The sequence below is a fragment of the Azospirillum lipoferum 4B genome, assembly GCF_000283655.1.
Classification (GTDB): domain Bacteria; phylum Pseudomonadota; class Alphaproteobacteria; order Azospirillales; family Azospirillaceae; genus Azospirillum; species Azospirillum lipoferum_C.
The window spans coordinates 1,265,326-1,288,711 of sequence record NC_016622.1; the positions used below are offsets into that span (position 1 = coordinate 1,265,326).

At 67.8% G+C, this 23,386-nt stretch carries 23 protein-coding genes and 1 riboswitch; of the genes, 17 read left to right on the forward strand and 6 right to left on the reverse strand.

The window, feature by feature from the left end:
• Positions 1-8: 8 nt before the first annotated feature.
• Complete coding sequence (locus AZOLI_RS05815) at positions 9-1,181, reverse strand: bifunctional 2-C-methyl-D-erythritol 4-phosphate cytidylyltransferase/2-C-methyl-D-erythritol 2,4-cyclodiphosphate synthase (protein ID WP_014247668.1); 1,173 nt, start codon at positions 1,179-1,181, stop codon at positions 9-11.
• 194 nt (positions 1,182-1,375) lie between these two features.
• Between AZOLI_RS05815 and AZOLI_RS05820 the strand changes: the two genes are divergently transcribed.
• The 14 genes from AZOLI_RS05820 (at position 1,376) to AZOLI_RS05885 (ending at position 15,095) form a co-directional block, all read left to right on the forward strand.
• Positions 1,376-2,203, forward strand: coding sequence for a cytochrome C assembly family protein (locus tag AZOLI_RS05820; RefSeq protein WP_014247669.1), 828 nt, complete (start codon positions 1,376-1,378; stop codon positions 2,201-2,203).
• Positions 2,204-2,334: 131 nt separating this feature from the next.
• Complete coding sequence (dusB, locus tag AZOLI_RS05825) at positions 2,335-3,321, forward strand: tRNA dihydrouridine synthase DusB (protein ID WP_014247670.1); 987 nt, start codon at positions 2,335-2,337, stop codon at positions 3,319-3,321.
• Positions 3,321-4,535 carry a two-component system sensor histidine kinase NtrB gene (locus AZOLI_RS05830; protein WP_197541525.1) on the forward strand — a complete coding sequence of 405 codons (1,215 nt, stop codon included), beginning with the start codon at positions 3,321-3,323 and terminating at the stop codon, positions 4,533-4,535. The genes dusB and AZOLI_RS05830 overlap by 1 nt, the downstream gene beginning before the upstream one ends.
• Complete coding sequence (gene ntrC / locus AZOLI_RS05835) at positions 4,535-5,980, forward strand: nitrogen regulation protein NR(I) (RefSeq protein ID WP_014247672.1); 1,446 nt, start codon at positions 4,535-4,537, stop codon at positions 5,978-5,980. Before AZOLI_RS05830 ends, ntrC begins: the two co-directional genes overlap by 1 nt.
• A gap of 205 nt (positions 5,981-6,185) precedes the next feature.
• A complete protein-coding gene (locus AZOLI_RS05840; RefSeq protein WP_014247673.1) occupies positions 6,186-8,504 on the forward strand; it encodes a sensor histidine kinase NtrY-like in 2,319 nt (772 codons plus the stop codon).
• Entirely contained in the window at positions 8,494-9,894 is a 1,401-nt protein-coding gene (locus AZOLI_RS05845) for a nitrogen assimilation response regulator NtrX (RefSeq protein WP_014247674.1), read from the forward strand. Before AZOLI_RS05840 ends, AZOLI_RS05845 begins: the two co-directional genes overlap by 11 nt.
• A 62-nt stretch (positions 9,895-9,956) precedes the next feature.
• Positions 9,957-10,226: a type II toxin-antitoxin system Phd/YefM family antitoxin gene (locus AZOLI_RS05850; RefSeq protein WP_014247675.1), complete on the forward strand. Its 270-nt coding sequence runs from the start codon at positions 9,957-9,959 to the stop codon at positions 10,224-10,226.
• A 7-nt stretch (positions 10,227-10,233) separates the two neighbouring features.
• Positions 10,234-10,641, forward strand: a complete 408-nt coding sequence (locus AZOLI_RS05855) for a type II toxin-antitoxin system VapC family toxin (RefSeq protein WP_014247676.1) — start codon at positions 10,234-10,236, stop codon at positions 10,639-10,641.
• Positions 10,642-10,680: 39 nt separating this feature from the next.
• Positions 10,681-11,409, forward strand: coding sequence for an HAD family hydrolase (locus AZOLI_RS05860; protein WP_014247677.1), 729 nt, complete (start codon positions 10,681-10,683; stop codon positions 11,407-11,409).
• Positions 11,410-11,472: 63 nt separating this feature from the next.
• Complete coding sequence (gene hfq / locus AZOLI_RS05865; protein WP_012974114.1) at positions 11,473-11,721, forward strand: RNA chaperone Hfq; 249 nt, start codon at positions 11,473-11,475, stop codon at positions 11,719-11,721.
• Between the two features lie 91 nt (positions 11,722-11,812).
• A complete protein-coding gene (hflX, locus tag AZOLI_RS05870; protein ID WP_014247678.1) occupies positions 11,813-13,042 on the forward strand; it encodes a GTPase HflX in 1,230 nt (409 codons plus the stop codon).
• Between the two features lie 198 nt (positions 13,043-13,240).
• Complete coding sequence (locus tag AZOLI_RS05875; protein WP_014247679.1) at positions 13,241-13,546, forward strand: hypothetical protein; 306 nt, start codon at positions 13,241-13,243, stop codon at positions 13,544-13,546.
• An 84-nt stretch (positions 13,547-13,630) separates the two neighbouring features.
• A complete protein-coding gene (locus tag AZOLI_RS05880) occupies positions 13,631-14,245 on the forward strand; it encodes a hypothetical protein (protein WP_014247680.1) in 615 nt (204 codons plus the stop codon).
• A gap of 37 nt (positions 14,246-14,282) precedes the next feature.
• A complete protein-coding gene (locus AZOLI_RS05885; RefSeq protein ID WP_014247681.1) occupies positions 14,283-15,095 on the forward strand; it encodes an inositol monophosphatase family protein in 813 nt (270 codons plus the stop codon).
• A gap of 166 nt (positions 15,096-15,261) precedes the next feature.
• Here AZOLI_RS05885 and AZOLI_RS05890 read toward each other — a convergent pair whose 3' ends face one another.
• The 4 genes from AZOLI_RS05890 to AZOLI_RS05905 all read right to left on the reverse strand — a co-directional run bounded on the left by AZOLI_RS05890 (position 15,262) and on the right by AZOLI_RS05905 (position 18,788).
• The gene (locus tag AZOLI_RS05890; protein WP_014247682.1) at positions 15,262-16,089 is read right to left on the reverse strand and encodes a universal stress protein; all 828 of its coding nucleotides are present in this window, start codon (positions 16,087-16,089) and stop codon (positions 15,262-15,264) included.
• Between the two features lie 209 nt (positions 16,090-16,298).
• The gene (locus AZOLI_RS05895) at positions 16,299-17,240 is read right to left on the reverse strand and encodes an ABC transporter substrate-binding protein (RefSeq protein ID WP_014247683.1); all 942 of its coding nucleotides are present in this window, start codon (positions 17,238-17,240) and stop codon (positions 16,299-16,301) included.
• 19 nt (positions 17,241-17,259) lie between these two features.
• Positions 17,260-18,027, reverse strand: a complete 768-nt coding sequence (locus AZOLI_RS05900) for an ABC transporter permease (protein ID WP_014247684.1) — start codon at positions 18,025-18,027, stop codon at positions 17,260-17,262.
• Positions 18,024-18,788, reverse strand: coding sequence for an ABC transporter ATP-binding protein (locus AZOLI_RS05905; RefSeq protein WP_014247685.1), 765 nt, complete (start codon positions 18,786-18,788; stop codon positions 18,024-18,026). Before AZOLI_RS05905 ends, AZOLI_RS05900 begins: the two co-directional genes overlap by 4 nt.
• A gap of 26 nt (positions 18,789-18,814) precedes the next feature.
• A riboswitch (TPP riboswitch) is annotated at positions 18,815-18,921 on the reverse strand.
• Positions 18,922-18,999: 78 nt separating this feature from the next.
• Between AZOLI_RS05905 and AZOLI_RS05910 the strand changes: the two genes are divergently transcribed.
• The 3 genes from AZOLI_RS05910 to AZOLI_RS05920 all read left to right on the forward strand — a co-directional run bounded on the left by AZOLI_RS05910 (position 19,000) and on the right by AZOLI_RS05920 (position 21,526).
• Complete coding sequence (locus AZOLI_RS05910) at positions 19,000-20,172, forward strand: acetoin utilization protein AcuC (protein ID WP_014247686.1); 1,173 nt, start codon at positions 19,000-19,002, stop codon at positions 20,170-20,172.
• A 149-nt stretch (positions 20,173-20,321) separates the two neighbouring features.
• On the forward strand, positions 20,322-20,972 hold the full coding sequence (locus AZOLI_RS05915) for a hypothetical protein (RefSeq protein ID WP_014247687.1): 651 nt from the start codon (positions 20,322-20,324) through the stop codon (positions 20,970-20,972).
• Positions 20,969-21,526: a hypothetical protein gene (locus AZOLI_RS05920; protein ID WP_014247688.1), complete on the forward strand. Its 558-nt coding sequence runs from the start codon at positions 20,969-20,971 to the stop codon at positions 21,524-21,526. Before AZOLI_RS05915 ends, AZOLI_RS05920 begins: the two co-directional genes overlap by 4 nt.
• Positions 21,527-21,594: 68 nt before the next feature.
• Here the strand turns inward: AZOLI_RS05920 and AZOLI_RS05925 are convergent, their stop codons facing one another.
• The gene (locus AZOLI_RS05925; RefSeq protein WP_014247689.1) at positions 21,595-23,253 is read right to left on the reverse strand and encodes a hypothetical protein; all 1,659 of its coding nucleotides are present in this window, start codon (positions 23,251-23,253) and stop codon (positions 21,595-21,597) included.
• Positions 23,254-23,386 lie beyond the last annotated feature (133 nt).

Sequence of the window (23,386 nt, forward strand, 5' to 3'; positions counted from 1 at the left end):
GTTGGATCTTAGCCGGGAAGGCGGACGGTCGCCACCGCTTGCGCGGCGATTCCCTCGCGGCGGCCGGTGAAGCCCAGCTGCTCGGTGGTGGTGGCCTTGACGCTGACCCGTCCGACCTCGATGCCCAGAATTTGCGCAATCCGCTCGGCCATCGCGGCCCGGTGGGGGCCGACCTTGGGCCGCTCGCAGATGATGGTCACGTCGGCATGGGCGATGACGCCGCCGCGCTCCGCCACCAGATCGGCGGCATGGCGCAGGAATTTGGCGCTGTCGGCTCCGCGCCAGCGCGGATCGGTGGGGGGAAAGTGGCTGCCGATGTCGCCGGCGGCCAGCGCGCCGAGGATGGCGTCGGTCAGGGCATGCAGGCCGACATCGGCATCGGAATGCCCTTCCAGCCCATGGCTGTGCGGAATCTGCAGGCCGCAGAGCGTCACGAAGTCGCCGTCGGTGAAGCGATGGACGTCGAAACCGCTGCCGGTCCGCACGTCCCACAGGCTGCTCATGATCGCGCGGGTGGCGCGGGTCAGGTCATCGGGGGTGGTCACCTTGAAATTATCCTCCTTGGACGGCACCAGGGCGACGGCCAGCCCGGCGCGCTCCGCCACGGCGGCATCGTCGGTCAGCGACAGGCCGGCGGCGGCGCGATGCGCCTCCAGGATTGCGGGGAAGCGGAAGCCCTGCGGGGTCTGCGCCCGCCACAGCCCCTCGCGGTCGACCGTCGCGCCGATGCTGCCGTCATTGCCGCGCTTCAGCGTGTCGGCCACGGGCACCGCGGCGATGGCTCCAGGCTTGTCGGCCAGCGCTGCGATCACCGCGCCGATGGTGGCCTCGTCGATCAGCGGACGGGCGGCATCGTGGATCAGCACGAAATCGGGGATGCCATCGGCGGCCAGCGCCTCCAGCCCGTTGCGCACCGAGTCCTGCCGGCTGGCTCCGCCGGCCACCGGGTCGGGCAGGCCGAGCCCCGCGACCGCCGCGTCATAGGCGTCGCGCCAGGCCTGGTCGATGACGACGCGGACGCCGCCCACCTGTGGATGGCGCAGGAAGGCCTCCACCGTGCGGCGCAGCACCGGCTTGCCGGCAAGGTCGAGATATTGCTTCGGCCGTTCGGCGCCGAACCGCTGGCCGGATCCGCCGGCGACGATCAGTGCGATGCAGGTGGGCGCGATGCAGGTGGGCATGAGGCAAACCGTAAGATATGATAGCCACTTGACGGAAACGTCGCGGAGCCTAGCCTGTCGCCGTGGTTCCGCCAAGTGCCGAGCCTGCCTGTTTCATCGCCGGACGGCTTCCGGCGGGTCAATGGCCACAGATGGGGCCACATGACGGACGGGGCGGCATGTCGGGGCGGAAAGACGGGAGTGCGTTCGGGTCCATGTCGCAGAACATTCTCTTGAGCCTGACGGCGCTGGTGACCCTGGTGCCGGCCGCCTTCTATCCCTACCGGCGCATCGCGGGGCAAGGGGCGGAGGGGCGCGGCTGGTCCTTCTGGGGCGCTCTGGTGCTGGCCGCCGCCGGACCCGGCATGTGGGCGATCCTGCAGGTTGCGGGACAGTGGCAGACCGGCTTTTCCACCGCGCTGTGGGTGACCACTGCCGCCTGCATGGCGCTGTTCATCGGGCTCAGCCTGTTCCATGGCACGGCCTGGAGGCTGGCGCCGCTGCTGCTGCCCTATCTGCTGGTCGTCTGCCTGTTCGCCACCCTGACCGAGGACGCCCCGGCTCCGGTCATGCGCGGCAACGCTCCCGGCATTTGGATCGATCTTCACATCGGGGTGTCGGTCTTCACCTATGCCCTGCTGACGCTCAGCGCCGTGGCGTCGCTGGCCGCGGTGCTGCAGACGCGGGCCTTGAAGACCAAGCGGCCGACCCCGCTCAGCCGTTTCCTGCCGCCGGTGGCCGAGAGCGAACGTCTGCAGCTTCGCCTGCTGATCGCGTCGGAGGTGGTGCTGGGTGCCGGCCTCGCCACCGGCATGGCGGTTTTGTATTTCGAGCAGGGACAGCTGTTCCGCACCGATCACAAGAGCCTGCTGTCGCTGGCGACCTTCGTGGTGATCGGCATCCTGCTGCTGGCGGAATACCGCACCGGCGTGCGCGGGCGGACGGCGGCGCGGACGATGCTGATCGTCTATCTGCTGGCGACGCTCGCCTATCCCGGCGTCAAGTTCGTGTCCAACGTGCTGATCGGGCAATGGACCTGGTAAAAGGGCGGACCTGGTAAAAGGGCGCTCCGCAGCGGTCGCGGGCTTCGCCCTTGCACCGCGCCGTATCTGCATGATAACTTGCTTAAAATGTTGGCACTTTGTTGATTTGCCCATCAATCGGGCAGGTGAGAATGACCATACAAATCGGACCCATCACGCTCGCCGGACCGGTGATCCTGGCGCCCATGTCGGGTGTCTCCGACCTGCCGTTCCGCCGTCTGGTGAAGCGCGCGGGCTGCGGTCTCGTGGTGTCGGAGATGATCGCCAGTCAGGCGATGATCCGCGAGAACCGCCAGACCCTGCGTATGGTGGAGACCGAGCCCGAGGAGTTCCCGATGGCCGTCCAGCTCGCCGGCTGCGAGCCGGAGGTGATGGCCGAAGCGGCGAAGCTGAACCAGGACCGCGGCGCCGCGGTCGTCGACATCAATTTCGGCTGTCCGGTGAAGAAGGTGGTCAACGGCCATGCCGGCTCCTCCCTGATGCGGGACGAGGCCTTGGCCGGCCGCATCCTGGAGGCGGTGGTGAAGGCCGTCGGCATCCCGGTGACGCTGAAGATGCGGCTGGGCTGGGACGAGACCAACCGCAACGCCCCGAACCTCGCCCGCATCGCCGAGCAGTGCGGCATCAGGATGGTGACGGTCCATGGCCGCACCCGCATGCAGTTCTACACCGGCACCGCCGACTGGACCTATGTCCGCCATGTGAAGGACGCGGTGTCGATCCCCGTCGTGGTCAACGGCGACATCACCAGTTTCGAGGCGGTGGACCAAGCTTTGACCGAAAGCGGCGCCGACGGCGTGATGATCGGGCGCGGCAGCTACGGCCGCCCCTGGTTCCCGTCCCAGGTCATGCATTACCTGCGCACCGGCGAAAGGCTGCCCGATCCGCCGTTGCACGAGCAGATGAACACGCTGCTGGAGCATTTCGACAGCATGCTGAGCCATTACGGCAAGGACGGCGGCATCAAGGTCGCCCGCAAGCATGTGTCCTGGTATTCGACCGGCCTGCGCGACTCCAACGAGTTCCGGCAGGAGGTCAACCGGCTGGGCGATCCCGACGCGGTGCGTGACCGTATCCGTGCCTTTTACGAACCGGCAATCGAAAGGATGGCCGCCTGATGGACCCCGTACCGATGACCGCCCCGGGCAAGCGTGGCCGCAACCGGTCGGGTGCCGCACGGGCGCCGCGGCTGGACTCCCTGGTGGTGCTGAACAGCCTGCCCGATCCGGTTCTGGTGGTGGACGGCAACGGCGAGATCCGTTTCGTCAATCTGGAAGGACAGGAGTTCTTCGACCTGTCGGCCAACGCCATGGAGGGCATGCCGCTGCCCGATCTGCTGCCGCCGGACAGCCCGGTGATGGGGCTGATCGAGCAGGTGCGGCGCGGCAGCCGCCGGGTGTCGCAGGACGGCGTCGTCATCGACACGCCCCGCATCGGCCCGCACCATGTGACGGTGCAGGTGGCGGCCATGGGCGATCCGCCCGACCATGTGGTGCTGACCATCCATGAACGGTCGCTGGCCCGCAAGATCGACCATTCGCTGACCCATCGCCACGCCGCGCGCTCCGTCACCGCCATGGCGGCGATGCTGGCGCATGAGGTGAAGAACCCGCTGTCGGGCATCCGGGGCGCCGCCCAGCTGCTGGAGGAGAATGCCGGCGACCAGGACCGCGTACTGACCCGCCTGATCTGCGACGAGGCCGACCGCATCGTGGCGCTGGTCAACCGGATGGAGGTGTTCTCCGACGAACGGCCGCTGGAACGCGCCGCGGTGAACATCCACACCGTGCTGGAACATGTGCGCAAGGTCGCCCAGAGCGGGTTTGCCCGAAAAATACGCTTTGTCGAGCGTTACGACCCGTCACTGCCTCCCGTTTACGGCAATCGCGACCAACTTGTGCAGGTTTTCCTGAATCTGATCAAAAATGCGGCAGAGGCTGCACCGGAATCAGGCGGCGAGATCACGCTGACCACATCCTACCAGCATGGTGTGCGCATGGCCCTGCCGGGCGGCGACGTGCGCCGGCATCTGCCGCTGCTGGTCACGGTTCAGGATAATGGCGACGGCATTCCGGAAGACCTGCAGTCGAACCTGTTCGATCCCTTCGTGACCAGCAAGGTGAACGGGACTGGCCTTGGTCTTGCATTGGTGGCGAAACTCATAGGCGACCATGGCGGAACCATCGAGTTCGACAGCCAGCCTCGCCGGACAGTCTTCAAGGTGTCGCTGCCGATGTACGATGATTCGAAATACGAAGACTCGAAACTTTCCGGGAATTCGAAGATTTCTGACGCTGGCTCGCAGTCCAAGGGCGGCCGGGGGAGTCGTTGATGAGCGCGGCGACCATTCTCATCGCGGATGACGACCGCGCCATCCGCACCGTCCTGACGCAAGCCCTCGCCCGCCTGGGGCACGAGGTGCGCACCACCGGCAACGCCGCGACCCTGTGGCGCTGGGTTGCGGACGGACAGGGGGATCTGGTCATCACCGACGTGGTGATGCCGGACGAAAACGGCCTGGACCTGATCCCGCGCATCAAGAAACTGCGGCCGGAACTGCGCGTCGTCGTGATGAGCGCGCAGAACACGCTGATCACCGCGGTGAAGGCGGCGGAACGCGGGGCCTTCGAATATCTGCCCAAGCCCTTCGACCTGAAGGAGCTGGTTTCCGTCGTCGAGCGCGCGTTGAACGCCAACAACGCGCCGGCTCCCATGCCCGGCGGCGACCAGGAGAGCGAGGAACAGCTTCCCCTGATCGGCCGTTCGCCGGCCATGCAGGAAATCTACCGGGTGCTGGCGCGCCTGATGGGCACCGACCTGACGGTGATGATCACCGGCGAGTCCGGCACCGGCAAGGAGCTGGTGGCCCGCGCTCTGCACGATTACGGCAAGCGGCGCAACGGCGCCTTCGTCGCCATCAACATGGCGGCCATCCCGCGCGAACTGATCGAATCCGAACTGTTCGGGCATGAAAAGGGGGCCTTCACCGGCGCGACCAACCGGTCGACCGGCCGGTTCGAGCAGGCGCAGGGCGGCACCCTGTTCCTGGACGAGATCGGCGACATGCCGCTCGATGCCCAGACCCGCCTGCTGCGCGTGCTGCAGGAAGGGGAATACACCACGGTCGGCGGGCGCACCGCGATCAAGACCGACGTGCGCATCATCGCCGCCACCCACCGCGACCTGCGCACCCTGATCCGCCAGGGCCTGTTCCGCGAGGATCTGTTCTATCGCCTGTGCGTGGTGCCGATCCGCCTGCCGCCGCTGCGCGAGCGGACGGAGGACATTCCGCTGCTGGTTCGCCATTTCCTGAACATCGGCATCGCCCAAGGGCTTCCGGCCAAGAGCATCGACCAGGGGGCGATGGACCGGCTGAAGCGCTACCGCTGGCCGGGCAATGTCCGCGAACTGGAAAACCTCGTCCGCCGGCTGGCCGCCCTCTATTCGCAGGAGGTCATCGGCCTGGATGTGATCGAGGCGGAGCTTGCCGACGCCACCCCGGCCGCCCAACCGGTGGAGGAGCCGCAGAGCGAAGGGCTGTCGTCGGCGGTCGAACGCCATCTGAAGGACTATTTCGCCGCGCACAAGGACGGCATGCCGTCCAACGGTCTCTATGACCGCGTGTTGCGCGAGATCGAACGGCCGCTGATCTCGCTGAGCCTGTCGGCGACCCGCGGCAACCAGATCAAGGCTGCCCAACTGCTGGGGCTGAACCGCAACACCTTGCGCAAGAAGATCCGCGATCTCGACATTCAGGTGATGCGCGGGATCAAGTAACGGTCCCGCCACCCTGCCACAACCGGTCAGTGCCAAAATTGTGACACAGGCCCGGCGCGGACGGATGCGCATCTTACGGCCCGCATCCGTCCCCACAGCCCATATCGGCCGGCATATCGGCGCCCTGTCCGAAAGACAGAGCCATTGCATCTTGGCAGGGCCGCAACAGAGGTGTATCTTTCCGGCAACAGATTAGCGCCGGACCATGCCCCTGACTTCCGACAATCCTGCGGCCGGCCAGATGCCGGTTTGGCAGAAGCTCCTTCAATGGTCCCGGCGGGTCGGCCTGGGCAAGCGGCTGGCCTTTGCGCTGTCGCTGGCGGCGCTGGCCGCCGGCTTCGCCACCTATGCGGCGATGACCGAAAGCGCGCCCTTCGGACAGGCCAATCCGCGCACGGTCACGCTTCTGCTGACCCTCGACCTTGCGATCCTGCTGACTCTGGGCGTGCTGATCGCCCGGCGCATCGTGGCGATCCTGATCGGCCGGCGGCGCGGACTTGCCGGCTCGCGGCTGCACACCCGTCTGGTGCTGGTGTTCAGCGTGCTGGCGGTGGCGCCCGCCATCATCATGACCGTCTTCTCGACCTTGTTCTTCTATGTCGGGGTGCAGAGCTGGTTCAGCGACCGCGTGCGCACGGCGGTGAACGAATCCCTGGTGGTGGCCAGCGCCTATCTGCACGAGCACCAGCAGAACATCCGCGCCGACGCCCTGGCCATGGCCAACGACCTGTCGCAGGAGGCGCGCTTCTCCAGCGACCCGCAGCGGTTCGAGCAGGTTGTCGCCACCCAGGCGATGCTGCGCGCCCTGTCGGAGGCCATCGTCTTCAACGGCACCACCGGCGCCATCGTCGCCCGCATCGGTTACACCTTCACCCTGGAATTCGAGCCGATCCCGGAGGAGAAGCTCCAGCAGGCCCGCAATGGCGAGGTCGCGCTGATGGTCAAGGAATCCGACGACCGCGTGCGCGCGCTGGTCAGCCTGGACCGGATGTCCGACACCTTCCTCTATGTCGGCCGCATGGTGGAGCCGCGGGTCCTCCAGCACATGGCGGCGGCCGAGGGCGCGGTGAAGGAATACAGCGCGCTGGAGAACCAGCGCGGCAGCCTGCAGATCACCTTCACCCTGATCTTCCTGGTCGTTGCCATGCTGCTGCTGCTGGCGGCGGTGTGGGCTGGGCTGAATTTCGCCACCCGGCTGGTCCGCCCCATCAGCGCGCTGATCGGCGCCGCAGAGCGGGTGCGTGCCGGCGACCTGACCGTTCGCGTGTCGGAACCGCCGGGAGAGGACGAATTCGTCCTGCTGTCGCGCGCCTTCAACCGCATGACGACGGAGATCGAGGGGCAGCGGCGGGAACTGCTGTCGACCAACCGGCTGCTGGACGAACGCCGCCGCTTCACCGAGACAGTGCTGTCGGGCGTGTCGGCCGGCGTGCTGGGATTGGATGCCGACGGCGTCATCAACCTGCCGAACCTGTCCGCCGCGCGCCTGCTGGGCGAGGACGATCCGGAACGGCTGGTCGGCCTGCCGCTGGTCGAGCTGCTGCCGGACATGGGCGACCTGCTGGAAAACGCGCCGAAGAAGCCCGGCCGCGTCGTGCAGGACCAGATCCATGTCCGCCGTCCCGGCAAGCCGATGCTGACCCTGCTGGTCCGCATCGCCGCCGAGGTGCGTGACGGCAATGTCCGCGGCTATGTCGTCACCTTCGACGACATCACCGAACTGGTGTCGGCACAGCGCAAGGCGGCCTGGGCCGACGTGGCGCGCCGCATCGCGCACGAGATCAAGAACCCGCTGACGCCGATCCAGCTGTCTGCCGAACGGCTGCGCCGCAAGTACCTGAAGGAGATCTCCAGCGACACGGAGGTCTTCACCATGTGCACCGACACCATCGTCCGGCAGGTGGACGACATCCGCCGCATGGTGGACGAGTTCTCCGCCTTCGCGCGCATGCCGCAGCCGGTGATGAAGCCGGTCAACATCAACGATCTGGTCCGGCAGGCGGTGTTCCTGCAATCCAGTGCGCACAGCGGTAAGATCCGGTTCGAGACGCGGCTGCCGGCGGGACCACTGACGGTGGCCTGCGACAGCCGGCAGATCTCGCAGGCGCTGACCAACCTGCTGCAGAACGCGGCGGACGCCATCGAAGGGCGCGGCCAACCCGCCGACGGGTCGGAACTGCCGCCCGGCGAGGTCTCCATCGCGGTGGAGGACGACGGCGAGAAGGTCGTCGTCACCGTCGAGGACAACGGCAAGGGCCTGCCCGGCGGCGAGCAGCGCGACCGGCTGACCGAACCCTATGTGACGACGCGGGCCAAGGGCACCGGGCTGGGGCTCGCCATCGTCAAGAAGATCATGGAGGACCATGGCGGCGTGCTGACCCTGGAGGACCGTGAAGGCGGGACCGGGGCGCGCGTGACGCTGGTCGTTCCACACCCGGTTACGGCCGCGAACGACGCGGGCGGCCGTGACGTCAGGCCGGCGGAGACCGGCGGAGAGTTGAGGCACGAAGCCCATGGCGCATGACATTCTGATCGTCGACGACGAAGCTGATATCCGGATGCTGATTTCCGGCATCCTGAACGACGAAGGCATCAAGACCCGCGAGGCCGCCGACGCCGATCAGGCCTTCGCCCAGGTGGCGGCGCGCCGGCCGAGCCTCGTCGTGCTCGACATCTGGTTGCAGGGCAGCAGGCTGGACGGTCTGCAGATCCTCGAACAGCTGATGCGCGACCATGCCAACCTGCCGGTGATCATGATCTCCGGCCACGGCAACATCGAGACCGCGGTGCAGGCGATCAAGGTCGGCGCCTACGACTTCATCGAGAAGCCGTTCAAGGCCGACCGCCTGCTGCTGATGGTGGAGCGCGCCATCGAGGCGGCGCGGCTGAAGCGCGAGAACCAGGAACTGAAGCTGCGCGCCGGCGGCGATGTCGAACTCATCGGCCGCTCCTCGGCGGTCAATCAGGTGCGCCAGTCCATCGACAAGGTGGCGCCCACCGGCAGCCGCGTGCTGATCTCCGGCCCGGCGGGCGCCGGCAAGGAGGTGGTCGCGCGCCTGATCCACGCCCGGTCGCGCCGCGCCGGCGGTCCCTTCGTCGGGCTGAACTGCGCCACGATGCGGCCGGAACGGCTGGAGATGGAGCTGTTCGGCACCGAGGCCGGCGTCGACGGCCCTGGCCGCAAGATCGGCACCTTCGAGCAGGCCCATGGCGGCACGCTGCTGCTGGACGAGGTCGCCGACATGCCGCTGGAAACCCAGGGAAAAATCGTCCGCGCCCTGCAGGAGCAGGTGTTCGAGCGGGTAGGCGGCGGCCAGCGCGTCGAGGTCGACGTGCGCGTCATCGCCACCTCCAACCGCGACCTGCAGGCGGAGATCGAACAGGGCCGCTTCCGCCAGGACCTGTTCTACCGCCTGTCGGTGGTGCCGATCCGCGTGCCGTCGCTGGCCGAACGGCGGGAGGATATCCCGGTGCTGGCCCGCCACTTCATGCAGCGCTCCGCCGAGGCGTCCGGCCTGCCGATCCGCGAATTCGGCGAGGATGCGATGGCGGCGCTCCAGGCCTATGACTGGCCGGGCAACGTGCGGCAGCTGCGCAACGTGGTGGACTGGCTGCTGATCATGGCGCAGGGCGACCCGAAGGAGCCGATCCGCGCCGACACCCTTCCGCCGGAGATCGGCGCCATCACGCCCACCGTCCTGAAATGGGACAAGGGCGGCGAGATCATGGGCCTGCCGCTGCGCGAGGCGCGCGAGGTGTTCGAGCGCGAGTATCTGCTGGCCCAGGTCACCCGCTTCGGCGGCAACATCTCCCGCACCGCGTCCTTCGTCGGCATGGAACGCTCCGCCCTTCACCGCAAGCTGAAGTCGCTCGGCGTCCATGGCAGCGAGAAGGGGAAGATGTTCATCGAGTGAGCTCACTTGTATCGGAACGCCAAAATGGTCATATTGATTTGACCATTTTGGCGGAGGTTGCCGTGGGATTGCCGGTGGTGACGGTCAGCGTGACCGAGTTCAAGGCGAAATGCCTGTCGCTGTTCGACGATCTGGAGGATCACCGCGTCGCCAAGATCGTGGTGACGCGGCACGGCCGTCCTGTGGCCGAATTGAACCCTCCGGAGAGGACATTGTCGCCACTGTTCGGCGCCCATCCTGGTTCGGTCGAGGTGGTCGGCGACCATGACCTGACCCAGCCGACCTTCGACGACGACACCTTCGACGCCGAAAGCGGGATCCTTCACCGGTGACCGCCGAATGATCCTTCTCGACACCCATGCGATCCTGTGGCTCGACGCCGGGATCGAGCTTTCTGCCGATGCACGGGAGCGCATAGAGCAGGAAAGATCGACCGGCGGACTCCTGATCTCGACGGTCTCGGCCTGGGAAATCGGAACTCTGGTGCGCAAGGGCCGGATTCGTCTGGATCTTGAGCCGTCGGCATGGATGCAGCGTTTTCTTGCCGCGGCGGGGCTGCGCTGCCTGCCTCTATCGCTCGAAGCGGCGCTGGGGGCATCGAGCCTGCCGGAACCGCTCCATAACGATCCGGCCGACCGCATGCTGATCGCCACCGCCCGCGAGCTCGGGGTTCCTCTCATGACCCGGGACAGGCTGATCCACGAGTATGCAGCCACATCCGGGACCATTCGGGTGCACGCCTGCTGATCCAGGACCGCCCCTACCGACTTTGACCGGAGCTTCCCCTTGTCCGCCCCCATCACCCTGCCGCGCGCCGTCATCTATGACTGGGACAACACCCTGGTCAGCAATTGGGACACGGTGCGCGAGGCGTTGAACCACGCGCTGGTGTCCTTCGGTCTCGACCCCTGGAGTGCGGAGGAGGCGCGGGAGCGGATCAAGGCATCGCTGCGCGACAGCTTCCCCCGCATCTTCGGCGAGCGCTGGACCGAGGCGCGCGACCTCTTCTATGGCTATTTCGCCGCCCACCATCTGGACGGGCTGAAGCCGCTGCCCGGTGCGGAGACGCTGCTGGCCCATTTCCACGAGCGCGGGGTCTATCAGGCCGTCGTCTCCAACAAGAACGGCGGGTTCCTGCGGGCGGAGGCGGAAGCGCTGGGCTGGACCCGCTATTTCGGCAAGCTGGTCGGCGCCCAGGATGCGGAATTCGACAAGCCGCACCTCGCCCCGGTGCGGATGGCGCTGGAACCGGCGGGGATCGAACTGGGGCCCGATGTCTGGTTTCTCGGCGATGCCGACATCGACATGGAATGCGCCCATGGCGCCGGTCTCGTTCCGGTGCTAATAGGGCTTGGCGAGGGGAGCGGCTTCGACCGTTTTCCGCCCGCCCATCGCCACACCGACTGCACGGCGCTCCGGAGCGTCCTATGTGGCTTGGTGGATGGCAATGGTGATACCATATCCCTGCAAACGGCTGTCGAGACGGTACCTGCGCGCACCAAACCTACACCGTGAAACGGGGAGCGGACCGCCTTTAGACAAGGGGTCCCAAGAACATTGAAGAAGGGGGCATGAAAAATGTCTGAAAAAAGCCAGAACGTGCAGGATGTGTTTCTGAACCACGTCCGCAAGAACAAGACTCCCGTAACCGTCTTTCTCGTGAACGGCGTGAAACTCCAGGGCATCATTACTTGGTTCGACAACTTCTCGGTACTTCTGCGGCGCGACGCGCACTCCCAGCTCGTCTACAAGCACGCAATCTCGACGGTCATGCCGGCCCATCCCATTCAACTTTTCGAGCCGCCCAAGGAAGGTGAAAGCGTCTGATCCCTTGACCAATGGTAACGGCGCGGCCCCGGAAGGCGCCGCGCGGGCCATCGTGGTCCACCCCGTCCTCCGCAATGAGGCGGATGGGGACATGCGCCCTCCCGAATCACGGCTTGAGGAGGCGATCGGTCTTGCCCAGGCAATTCAGCTGGATGTCATCCATGCCGAATGCGCCAAGGTGAACCGGCCGCAGCCATCGACCCTGCTCGGCTCCGGCACGGTGGAGCATCTGGCAGAGGTGGTGGAGGAGAACGAGGCGACGCTGGTCATCCTCGACCATGCCCTGTCGCCGGTGCAGCAGCGCAACCTTGAACGGGCATTGAAGGCCAAGGTCATCGACCGGACCGGCCTGATCCTGGAGATCTTCGGCGCCCGCGCCCGCACGCGGGAAGGCATGCTGCAGGTCGAACTGGCGTCGCTGACCTACCAGAAGTCGCGGCTCGTGCGGTCGTGGACCCACCTGGAACGGCAGCGCGGCGGCTTCGGCTTCCTCGGCGGCCCCGGCGAATCCCAGCTCGAACTCGACCGCCGCCTGATCGGCGACCGGATCATCAAGATCAAGAAGGAACTGGAGGAGGTGCGGCGGACCCGCGGCCTGCACCGCAAGGCGCGCGCCAAGGTGCCGTACCCGGTGGTGGCGCTGGTCGGCTACACCAACGCCGGCAAATCGACGCTGTTCAACCGGCTGGCGAATGCCGACGTCTTCGCCCAGAATCTGCTGTTCGCCACGCTCGACCCCACCATGCGGCAGGTGACGCTGCCGTCGGGCCGCAAGGTCATCCTGTCGGACACCGTCGGCTTCATCTCCGACCTGCCGCACGGCCTCGTCGCCGCCTTCCGCGCCACGCTGGAGGAGGTGGATGCCGCCGACATCATCCTGCATGTCCGCGACATCGCCCACATCGACAGCGACGCCCAGAAGGCCGATGTCCATGAGGTGCTGTCCGACATGGGCATCGACCCGGAAACGGACGACCGGGTGATCGAGGTGCTGAACAAGATCGACGCGCTGGACGGCGAAAGCCGCGCGGCGATCCTGGCCCAGACCGGCCGCAACCCGCGCGCGGTTGCGGTGTCCGCCCTGTCCGGCGAGGGGATCGACGATCTCGACCGCCTGCTGGACCAGCGGATGAACGTCAACCGGCAGGTGGTCGACCTGTCGGTGGAGTTGGGCGACGGTGCGGCGCTGGCTTGGCTTTATGCCAAGGGCGAGGTCCTGGAACGCCGGGACGACGAGGAGCGGGCGCATCTGCACGTCTCCCTCGACCCGGCCGACCTCGCACGGTTCGAGAAGCGGTTCCAGCCGCAATCCCAGGCCTGACGGTTCGGCAAGGCCAATGCGGCCCTAGGCAACCTTAAGCGGTGCCTTGCCGCGCTGGCCAAACGGAAAGGGTGCAACGCCCGGCTATGACCTGTTGCACCCCACTCCGGTCTTACGACGAATGCGGCGTGGTCATTTCCCCGTTGGGGTCCGATTATGGGAATGGAGCAACGCGCTCCCCCAGGAGGAGGACTGCCAATGCGGTTGCAAACCGATCCGTCGTGTTTTTCGATCACGGCTTTCCTCGCCGATCAGGTGACTCTGGTGGCGCGTGAGGAGAAATTGCCGCCGGGCGCGGCGCTGCTGCGGTTGCAGGAGTTGTCGCGCACCCCCGAAGGACGTGCCAAGCTGATCCGCCTGCTCGACGCTGCCGCGCAGCGGGAGCCGAATGCCGATGAAGCCGCGAAGATCGCCGCGATCTGCCGCGAACTGTCGGCCTGGGGCTATGGCGAGGGACGGCGGTCCGCCGGCTTCCCCGAAGGAAACCACCGCGCCGCCGCATGATGGTGATTTGACACATGCTTGATGGATGACTGCGCGGGCGATGGCGGGCCATAATGGGCCGTTCGCCATCGCCGCGGTCTTGTCGTGCTCCGTTGCTCCCCCCGTTCCGTCCCGACCGGTGCCGGTCGCCTGCTGCCGGCCCTGCCGGTGCTTCTGGCGCTCGCCCTGCCGTCTGCGGCGCCGTTCGCGGCGGAACCCTTGCGCCCCGGAGCGCCTCTTCCGCCCGGCTATGTCGAAGAACCGGACAACCCACCGGAAGACCCGCTTCCGCCCCCGCCGCAGCCCCTTCCGGTGGCGCCCGCCGAACCGCTGGTCATCGCGCCGGACGCCGCCGAACTGCTGAAGGAGTGCAAGCAGCCGACTTTCACCGACTGTTTCCGCCTCTGGCAGCCGCCGCCGCCACCGCCGCCGGAGCCCGAGAAGGAAACCGCCGGCCCCCCGCCACCTCCGCCGCCGCCGCCGCAGATCGATCCCAATGCGCCGCGACAGCCGGCGCAGGGCGGTCCGGTGCCGCCGCCACCGCCCGATCAGGCCAAGGAAGCCGCGGCGGCAGCCGCCGACCGCGCCACGCTCGACGCGCTGTCGAAGGCGCTGAAGGACAGCGGACTGGACGGCAAGGTTCTGTTGAGCAATCCCGGCGGCGGCGATCCGACATTGAAGCTGGACAGCAATCCGGCCAAGCCCGCGGCGAAGCCGTGACCGCCCATAACCTCAACGCGAGCGAGAGCGCCCAACCATGACGGGTTTCCCGATCCCCGACATCGACCGCGTGTCCGACCTGATCCGCTCCGTCGCCCGGACGGAGATCATGCCCTATTTCCAGAAGCTGGACGCCTCCGGCATCCGGCAGAAGACCGGACCGACCGACCTCGTCACCCTGGCGGACGAGGCGGCGGAACGCGCGCTGGCCCCGGCCCTGTCGGCCCTGCTGCCGGGCAGCCGCGTGATCGGCGAGGAAGCGGCGTCGGAGGACGAGCGCGTGCTCGACCGCATCCATGGCGACGATCCGGTCTGGATCATCGATCCGGTGGACGGCACCATCAACTTCGCTCAGGGCCGGCCGATGTTCGCGGTGATCGTCGCGCTCGCCTGCAAGGGCGAGACGGTCGCCGGCTGGATCCACGACCCGGTGGACGGGCGGATGGCGACGGCGGTGAAGGGGCAGGGGGCATGGCTAGACGGCCGCCGGGTCCATGTCGCACCGGCGGTGCCGCTGCCGCAGATGGTCGGCGCGCTGTCCACCCGTTTCTGTGCCGAAGAAATGAGCCGGCAACTGGAGGAGCGCAGCGCGGGCCTCGGCGAGCGCGCCTGCCTGTCGAGCGCCGCGCAGGAGTATCTGCGGCTGCTGGAGGGCCGGGCGCATTACTCGCTCTATCACCGGCTGATGCCGTGGGACCATGCCGCCGGCGTGCTCCTGCATGCGGAAGCCGGCGGCCATTCGGCGCTGATCGACGGCACGCCCTATCGGCCGGGGCTGCTGCAGGGAAGCATCCTGCTGGCGCCGGACCGGGACAGCTGGCAGGCGCTGCACGGGCAGCTGTTCGGGTGAGTGGTGGGTCAGGGACCTTGCCCCCACCCTGACCCTCCCCCGCGTTCCGCGGGAGAGGGGATTGGATGCTTGTCAGCGTGATGTGGCCCAAGAGCGCAGTGGAGTTCCCTCTCCCGCAAAGCGGGGGAGGGCTAGGGAGGGGGAATATCGCCGCGACACCCCCCCCTTAATGCGTCATCAAGGCCGGTACGGACAGCCCCTCCAGAACCGTGCGGGTGGCGCCGCCCAGGACCAGTTCGCGCAGGCGGGAGTGGCCGTAGGACCCCATCACCAGCAGGTCGGCGCCCTGGTCGGCACAGCAGGACAGGATCATGTCGCCGACTTCGCCGCCGGAGGCGATGACCGCCTGCGGCCGGGCGGCGATGCCGTGGCGGTGCAGCCAGTCGCCCAGCGCCGCGGCTTCGTCGCTGTGATGGCCGGGCGGCTCCACCGTTAGGACGGTGACGCTCTCCGCCGCCTCCAGGAAGGGCATGGCGGCGCGGACGGCGCGGGCGGATTCGCGGCTGTTCTTCCAGGCGACCAGCACATGCCGGCCGATGGCGGCGGTCGCCGGCTGGCTGGGCGGCAGGACCAGCACCGGGGTGGCGGTCTCCAGGGGCAGGCGGTCGGGGATGTTGTGCAGGGAGACGCGCTCCCCCGCCCGCACGGCCGCCGATTGCGCCACCACGACCAGATCGGCGTAGGACGCCCGCCCGGCCAGCAGATCGACGTGATCGCCTTCCTCGACCGTCCAGTCATAGGACAGGCCGTTCAGCGCCTGCCGCACCTCCTGCTCGATCCGCTCGGCATTCTCGTGGGCGATGGCGGTGGCTTCCGCCATGAAGCCGTAGGAGGCGGCGCGGCCGGTGGCGCCCGCCGGCATCGACACCGGCGTGGCGATGTAGAGCGCATGGATATGGGCGGAGAATCTCTTGGCCAGCGCTGCGGCAACGGCCATCCGGCCGGCGTGGGCATCGTCGTTGGCCATGTGCAGCAGGATGGTCTTGATCGGCATACCCTTGCGTCTCCCGATTCTATGCCTCTGCCAATCATTGGCCGGCGGAGCGGTTTCCCTATAGATCGGATCGCGTAAAATCGGAATCGATTTGGAGCGTGAATCCGATCGCCAAACAGAAAGCTACAGCGTCGTGCGTTTCATAGTAAACGCACGACGCTGTAGGTAACGCGCCGCCGGCCCGGATGGCAATGTCGTCGGGTGGTCGGTTACTTCACCACCACCGCATACTGGTCGACCGGCGCCACCTTCTCGATCAGGCCGCGCGCCTTCAGGAACTCGGCGAAGCGGGTGTAGCGCTCGGCATCCAGGGCGGCCGGGCTGTGGGCGAAGCGCCGCAGCGTGTCGGCCCAGGCGCGGCGGTTCAGCTCGTCGTTCAGCTCCGGCCGGCCCTTGACGAAGACCGCCTGCGATTCCTCCGGATGGTTCAGGATATAGAGCGTCGCACGCTCCACCGCCGCCAGGAAGCGCTTGAAGCGCGGGTCGTTCGCCTTGGCCTTGTGGGCGACCAGGATCAGCTCGTCATAGGGCGGTACCCCTTCCTCTTCCGGGTAGAAGGCCCGGCCGGGATGCTTTTCGATGTCCAACTGGTTCAGTTCGAAGTTCCGGAAGGCGCCGACCACCGCATCGACCTGCCCCGACAGCAGCGACGGCGACAGCGAGAAGTTGACGTTGACCAGCTCCACATCCTTCAGGCTCAGCCCGTGCTTCTCCAGCATGGCACCGAGCAAGGCATCCTCGAAGCCGGCGATGGAGAAGCCGATCTTGCGGCCCTTCAGGTCCTTCAGCGTCTTCACCGGCCCGTCGCGCAGCACGACGACGGAGTTCAGCGGGGTGGAGACCAGCGTGCCGACACGGACCAGCGGCAGCCCCTCGGCCACCTGCAGGATCAACTGCGGCTGGTACGACACGGCGAGATCGGCGCCGCCGGCGGCGACCAGCTTCGGCGGGTCGTTGGGGTCGGCCGGGGCGGTCAGCGTCACCTCCAGCCCGGCCTCCTTGAAGAAGCCCTTCTCCTGCGCCACCACCAGCGGGGCATGGTCCGGGTTGACGAACCAGTCCAGCATCACGGACAGCTTGTCCTGGGCCAATGCCGGAAGCGACGTCATCAGGCTGGCGGCCATCAGGCCGGCGGCGAACAGGTGCTTCATCGGGTTTCTCTCCCCCTCATCAAGGATTGGCGTCTTCGGCCGGTTGGGAATCGGGTTGCCAGGGCAGGGCGCGGCGGGCCAGCGCGTCGACGGCGGCATAGAGCGTCACTGCGAACAGCCCCAGCACCAGCACGGCGGCGAACAGAAGGTCGATCTGCATGCGGGCGTTGGCGTGCAGCATCAGATAGCCGAGGCCGGAGGACGACCCCACCCATTCGCCGATCACCGCGCCGATGGGCGCCACCGCCGCGGCCACCCGCACGCCGGACCAGAAGGCGGGCAGCGCGGCGGGCAGGCGGATGTTCCACAGGATCGCGGCAGGCGAGGCGCCCATGGTGCGGGCAAGGTCGAGCCAGCCGGGATCGGTGCGGCGCAGCCCGTCGAACAGCGCGGTCGTCACCGGGAAATAGATGACCAGCACCGCCATGGCGATCTTGGACGCCATGCCGTAGCCCAGCCAAAGCACCAGCAGGGGAGCCAGCGCGAAGACCGGGATCGCCTGACTGACCAGCAACAGCGGCATCAGCCAGCGCCGCGCGGTGCGGAACCGCGCCAGCAGCAGCGCGCTCACGCTGCCCAGAGCCACGCCGGCCACCAGCCCGATCAGGATCTCGGTCAGCGTCGTCAGCCCATGGCTCCACAGCAGGGGCGCCTGCCGCCGCATTGCATCCGCCACCGCCAGTGGACCGGGCAGCAGGTAACGCGGCAGGCCGGTGGCCCAGACCAGCGCCTGCCAGCCGGCGACCAGCACGGCGAGGGTGACGGCGGCGCGCAGCAGCGCCCTCATTCCGCCAGCCTCCGCAACAGCTCCGCCTGCAGCGCCAGCAATCCGGGATCGTCGACCGGGCGCGGCACGGGGCCGGACGGTTCCAGCGCCGGCCCCATGACGGCGGGGCGGCCGGTCATCACATGCAGGCGGTCGCCGATGCGAAGTGCCTCCAGCGGGTCGTGGGTGACCATCAGGACGGTGCGGCCGGCCAGCGTTTCCGCCGCCGTCTCCTGCAGCCGCAGGCGGGTGATGGCGTCGAGCGCGGAGAAGGGCTCGTCCATCAGGACCAGCGGCTTGTCCTCCATCAGCGTGCGGGCGAGCGCGACCCGCTGGCGCTGCCCGCCGGACAGGGCGGCCGGTCGGTCGCGCTCGCGTCCCGCCAGACCGACGCGGTCGAGCAGCGCGCGGGCGCGTTCCACCCGCGCGGCATCGGGGCGGAGGTGGCGCAGCCGGTCGCCCAGCAGGACATTGTCCTGAACCGTCAGCCAGGGCAGCAGCAAATCCTGCTGCGCCATATAGGCGATACGGCCGGCCAGGGGCTGTCCGTCGCCGGTTGAGACGCAGGTCGGTGGCTCCGGCTCCGCCAGCCCGGCGAGGATGCGCAGCAGCGTGGTCTTGCCGACGCCGCTCGGCCCCAGCAGGCAGGTGGTCCGTCCCGCTTGCAGCTCCAGCGTCAGGTCGGAGAACAGCAGCGTGCCGCCATAGGTCAGCCGCGCACGCGAGACGGTCACCGAAAGCGGCGTGATCGCCATCATCGGGGCCATCATCGGGGCAGGCATGGCGGGAGTGCGGAGAGGAAGCGCTTGCGGTCCGGCATCACTGATCCCTACGCCGGCATGAACCGGATCAGGTTCCAGGGGTCGTCCCGCAACGGGACCTCTCAGCCGCCCATCGGCTCCCCCCAGTGAAGGCGGCGACTATAGGCGCGGACGATCCGTGACCGCAAGCATTGCCGGAAGCCCTTCCGGAGCGTGGAAGCGCGGGCGCCGCTTGACCGGAGCGCGTCACCGCCTAGTTTCTGGCGGGACCGATGGAGATCCTCCCCTGACCACGCCTCTCCGCACCCCGCTGTTCATCGGCGGCGAGATCTATCGCGGCTCGACCTATGGCCCGAAGCATCCGCTGGCGATCCCGCGCGTATCGACCGTGATCGACCTCAGCCGCGCCATGGGCTGGCTGCCCGACGACATCTATCTCGACACCCATGTGGCGAGCGAACGCGAACTGGCGCGCTTCCACACCGCGGACTACATCGCCGCACTGAAGCGGGCGGAGGCGGAGCAGCGGGTGGACGAGGCGACGGCGGCCCGCCACAATCTGGGCAAGCTGGAGAATCCGGTCTTCGCCGAGATGTTCCGGCGGCCGGCCCACAGCAGCGGGTCGGCCCTGCAGGCGGCGCGAATCCTGGGCGACCGTCCGGCCGGGCTGGTCTATGCGCCGGCCGCCGGCACCCACCATGCGCGCCGCGACCGGGCCAGCGGCTTCTGCTATTTCAACGCGCCGGTGCTGGGCATCCTGGAGCTGCTCGACCATGGGCTGGAGCGGGTGCTCTATGTCGATCTCGACGCCCACCATGGCGACGGGGTGGAGGAGGCCTTCGCCGACGACGACCGGGTGCTCACCATCTCCATCCACGAGGACGGGCGCTGGCCCTACACCGGCAAGGCGGAGGACCGGGCCGGCGGCATGGCCCGCAACCTGCCGGTCCCGCCCGGTTTCAACGACAGCGAGATGGAGCATGCGATGGAGGCGGCGGTGCTGCCGCTGGCCCGCGCCTTCCGTCCGCAGGCGATGGTGATCCAGACCGGCGCCGACGCCCTGGCCGAGGATCCCCTGAGCCGGCTGGAGCTGTCCAACCATGCGCTGTGGGAGGCGGTGGCCGCCCTGCTGCCGCTGGCGCCGCGGGTGCTGGTGGTCGGCGGCGGCGGTTACAATCCATGGTCGGTCGGGCGCTGCTGGACCGGCATCTGGGCGGTGATGAACGGCATCGACCCCGCCGTGCCACCGACGGCGGAGGCGGAGGGGGTGCTGCGCGCCCTGACCTGGAACCGCGCCGCCGGCCGCAACCCGCCGGAGCATTGGTTCACCACCCTGGCGGACGAGCGGCGGCCGGGACCGGTGCGCGACGCGGTGAAGCGGGTGGCGGAGATGGCGGCATCCTGACCCATTTTTGACGAATATCGAACGAAGCCGCGACGATTCGTTGACGGGTTTGGATTGTTCGTTGATCTTCGAAGATCCGCACCGGTGCAGACCGCGCCGATTCCGGCAGGTCGGTCGATGCGGATTTCCGGAGGAGAACGGGCGGGCGGATGTCGAACACGACGCTGTTCCTGATCGCCATCGTCATCATCATGCTGGCCGCCGTCCCGGTCGCCATGATGCTGAAGGATTTCCTGCCGAACATCCTGGAAAAGAGCAGCGGGCTGGAGCAGATCGAAAACCGCGTCTATGTGCTGCATGCCGAGGCGCATGAGCTTCAGAACCGCGTCAACAACCTGGTCCAGCGCCGCAACAGTCAGTCTTCCGAACGGCACCGGCTGGAAACCGATATCCGCAAGGCGGAAAAGCAGATCAGGGATCTGGCGGAACAGCCGCCGCTGTTCGTGCATGAGGTCGGCGATCCGCAGTCCGGCCTGATGAAGTTCGTCGCGACCGTCACGCAGGAAAAGGCGTCGGCCGCAGCGAGAGCCGCCGGCGACCGCGGACCGGTGAACCCCATCTGGCGCTGCGCCAATGTGGCGGAGGTGTGGGCCTCCAGCTTCGACGAGGCCAAGCAGATGGTCGACGTCGCCTTTCCCTTCAAACTGGGCTTCCAGAAGTCGTTCATGCGCGGCGACGCGCGGGGTGGCGGCGTGAAGGGCGGCGGCGGGAAGGGTGGGGCGCCCCAGCCCCCGGCGACGGCGCGCGCCAAGGCCAATTCCGCCACTTCCGATGCCGCCACTTCCGGTGCCGCCACATGATGATCAACTTCATCATCATCCTGGGCATCATCGCCATCGGCGCGTGGCTCGGCAACGTTCTGCTGTCGGTCGAGCAGCGGGTGTCGCAGGCCCGGCAGCGCGTCCGCGGCGTCCGCGGCACGCTGGACAAGCTGGACGCGACCATCCACCGCCTGCACCGGGAGGAGGAGAGCCTCCATGGCGAGATCGAGGAGCTGGTGCGCGACATGGTGGAGTTGCGCAAGAAGCAGGTCGAGGTGCAACAGCGCCTGACCGAGGCGCAGAGCCGCCGCCGCCCGCAAATCCTGATCCTGACCGACCGCCGCAACCCCGGCGACAAGGAATGGCTGGTCACCATGGTCAACCAGCAGATCGGCGAGATCGACGCCGCCCATCCGCTGGCCGTCGAATGGGCACGCGGACGCGACTATCTGGTCTGGGCGGAATCGGAGCGCGAGGCCGCCGAACGCGCCAGCCGCCGGTTCAGCGCAAGGCCCGGCTATCAGGTGAAGTCGGTGGCGGCGGTGAAGGAAGACCTCTACAGCGCGAGCGCCGCCCGCAACGCAGCGGCCTGATCCCGGACAAAAGGAAAAGCCCTTCTCCCGCGGGGGAAGAAGGGCTTCGGTCGACATCCCTGCGGACCTCAGCGCGCCTTGGTGGTCGCCGGGGTCTGGCGGAAGGCGTCGTGCAGATAGGGCGACAGCGCCTGACGCATGTTGCGCAGCCATTCATGGATGATGATCAGCGAGCGGGAGGCGACGGGCGGGGTCATGCCCAGCTTCACCAGATCCTCGCGGGTCATGGTCGCCACCTGATCGATCCGGTGCCCGGTCAGGCGGGCCCAGGCCGGGGCGGTGCAGGGCGACATGGAGATGACCTGCAGCCCCTCGCGCTCCACCATCTCCGCCTTGCGGCGGGCATACTGGCTGTCCTCCAGCTGCGAGAAGGGACCGGAGAAGCCGTTCTCCACCAGGACGCGCTTGGCCTTCGGCGCGATGGTCGCCACCCGCTCCAGCGTGGTCATGCCGGTGGACAGCGAGGCCAGATCGACGGTCACCGGCACCATGAAGGTCAGCCGCTCGCCGTCGCCGACATAATAGTCGAAGCCCGACACCTCGGCCCAGTTGAAGAACCACTGCGAGATGTTGCCGCCGAAATCATACAGCCGGCCGCCGCGCTGCAACTCCGGCCCGATCAGGTCCCAGAACTCGTAGAAGCCGTCGCCCGACCCCATCATGTTCATGAAGTCCTGGGTGATGCGGCGGTGTTCGACCACGTCCGGGCCGAACAGGCGGGCGAGACGCTCGTTCACCTCGTACTCGACGACCTTCAGCTGCAGGCCTTCCAGCATGGCGGTCGCCATCAGGTGATGGGACAGCAGCGTCTTGCCGACGCCGCCGCGGTCATTGAGGACGAAGATCGTGCCCAGCATGCGATCGCCTTTCCAGTGTACGTTTGTTGAGTCGTCTTGGTGCATCGGGGGAGACATCAAGGAGCCGGTGTTCTGCGCGGCCGCCGTGGACGTCGGTTGAGGAGCCGGCCGCAGGGCCGGTTCGGGTGTCGGTTCGGGTGCCGGCTCGGGTGTCGGTTCCGGGGCCTGCGCCTCTTCCGCCTTCACCTCACCGGCGCCGTCCGGTTCCGGCGCTTCGGACGCCGGCGCTTCGACCACCGGTTCCAGGGCCACCGGTTCCGGGGCCGCCGGTTCATCGTCGGCTTCCGTGGCCGCCGGAGCCAGCAGGTTCGGGACAGGGGTGACGGGGGCCTCGGAAGCCGGTTCGGAAGCGGGTTCGGAAGCCGGTTCGGAAGCGGAGACTGCCGGCTCCGCTTCGGCTTCGGGCGTCTCCACCGGTGGCGGGGCAGGAGAAGCGTCGGCGGACACCGCGACGGCCTCTTCGCCTTGATCGGAGGCGGTGGTCCCGCCGGTCTCCTCGTCTTCGCCGTCTTCGCCTTCCCCTTCGCCCTCGTCCGTCCTGCCGGCCGACAGCGCGGCCTTGTGGACGGCGGCCAGGGTTTCCGCCGACATGGCGGCGGCGGCACCGCCGTCGTCCCCGGCGGCCTCGCCGCGCCCCTCGTTCCCGACCAGGAAGAAGGCCGACCGCAGGGTGACCGGCGAGATCGGTTGGCTGTCGCGGGCAGTGATGCCCAGCTTCGCCAGCAGATCGGAAATTTCGGCCCAGGACAGACCGCGTTCGCGCATCAGCCCGATATCGGCATAGCTTTCGCGCACCGCCTGCATGGCGCTGCGGTTGCCAGCCGGGCGATCGGCAAGGAGCCGTTCAAGTTCCGAGCGGTCGATCGACACCGTATGGGATTCCGGCAAGATGAAATGGCGGGGGGGAGGCGCCCGGACGTTGGATCACAAGGAATCCATTCCCCTGGGGCCGAAAAAATAGTACAAGCGGCCATCACGCGCAAACGGTTTCCAAACGACATCA

Coding starts and splice junctions, on each gene's coding strand:
- AZOLI_RS05815 (WP_014247668.1), bottom strand. CDS start 1,181: ATGCCCACCTGCATCGCGCCCACCTGCATCGCACTGATCGTCGCCGGC.
- AZOLI_RS05820 (WP_014247669.1), top strand. CDS start 1,376: ATGTCGCAGAACATTCTCTTGAGCCTGACGGCGCTGGTGACCCTGGTG.
- dusB (WP_014247670.1), top strand. CDS start 2,335: ATGACCATACAAATCGGACCCATCACGCTCGCCGGACCGGTGATCCTG.
- AZOLI_RS05830 (WP_197541525.1), top strand. CDS start 3,321: ATGGACCCCGTACCGATGACCGCCCCGGGCAAGCGTGGCCGCAACCGG.
- ntrC (WP_014247672.1), top strand. CDS start 4,535: ATGAGCGCGGCGACCATTCTCATCGCGGATGACGACCGCGCCATCCGC.
- AZOLI_RS05840 (WP_014247673.1), top strand. CDS start 6,186: ATGCCCCTGACTTCCGACAATCCTGCGGCCGGCCAGATGCCGGTTTGG.
- AZOLI_RS05845 (WP_014247674.1), top strand. CDS start 8,494: ATGGCGCATGACATTCTGATCGTCGACGACGAAGCTGATATCCGGATG.
- AZOLI_RS05855 (WP_014247676.1), top strand. CDS start 10,234: ATGATCCTTCTCGACACCCATGCGATCCTGTGGCTCGACGCCGGGATC.
- hfq (WP_012974114.1), top strand. CDS start 11,473: ATGTCTGAAAAAAGCCAGAACGTGCAGGATGTGTTTCTGAACCACGTC.
- hflX (WP_014247678.1), top strand. CDS start 11,813: ATGCGCCCTCCCGAATCACGGCTTGAGGAGGCGATCGGTCTTGCCCAG.
- AZOLI_RS05875 (WP_014247679.1), top strand. CDS start 13,241: ATGCGGTTGCAAACCGATCCGTCGTGTTTTTCGATCACGGCTTTCCTC.
- AZOLI_RS05885 (WP_014247681.1), top strand. CDS start 14,283: ATGACGGGTTTCCCGATCCCCGACATCGACCGCGTGTCCGACCTGATC.
- AZOLI_RS05890 (WP_014247682.1), bottom strand. CDS start 16,089: ATGCCGATCAAGACCATCCTGCTGCACATGGCCAACGACGATGCCCAC.
- AZOLI_RS05895 (WP_014247683.1), bottom strand. CDS start 17,240: ATGAAGCACCTGTTCGCCGCCGGCCTGATGGCCGCCAGCCTGATGACG.
- AZOLI_RS05900 (WP_014247684.1), bottom strand. CDS start 18,027: ATGAGGGCGCTGCTGCGCGCCGCCGTCACCCTCGCCGTGCTGGTCGCC.
- AZOLI_RS05905 (WP_014247685.1), bottom strand. CDS start 18,788: ATGCCTGCCCCGATGATGGCCCCGATGATGGCGATCACGCCGCTTTCG.
- AZOLI_RS05915 (WP_014247687.1), top strand. CDS start 20,322: ATGTCGAACACGACGCTGTTCCTGATCGCCATCGTCATCATCATGCTG.
- AZOLI_RS05920 (WP_014247688.1), top strand. CDS start 20,969: ATGATGATCAACTTCATCATCATCCTGGGCATCATCGCCATCGGCGCG.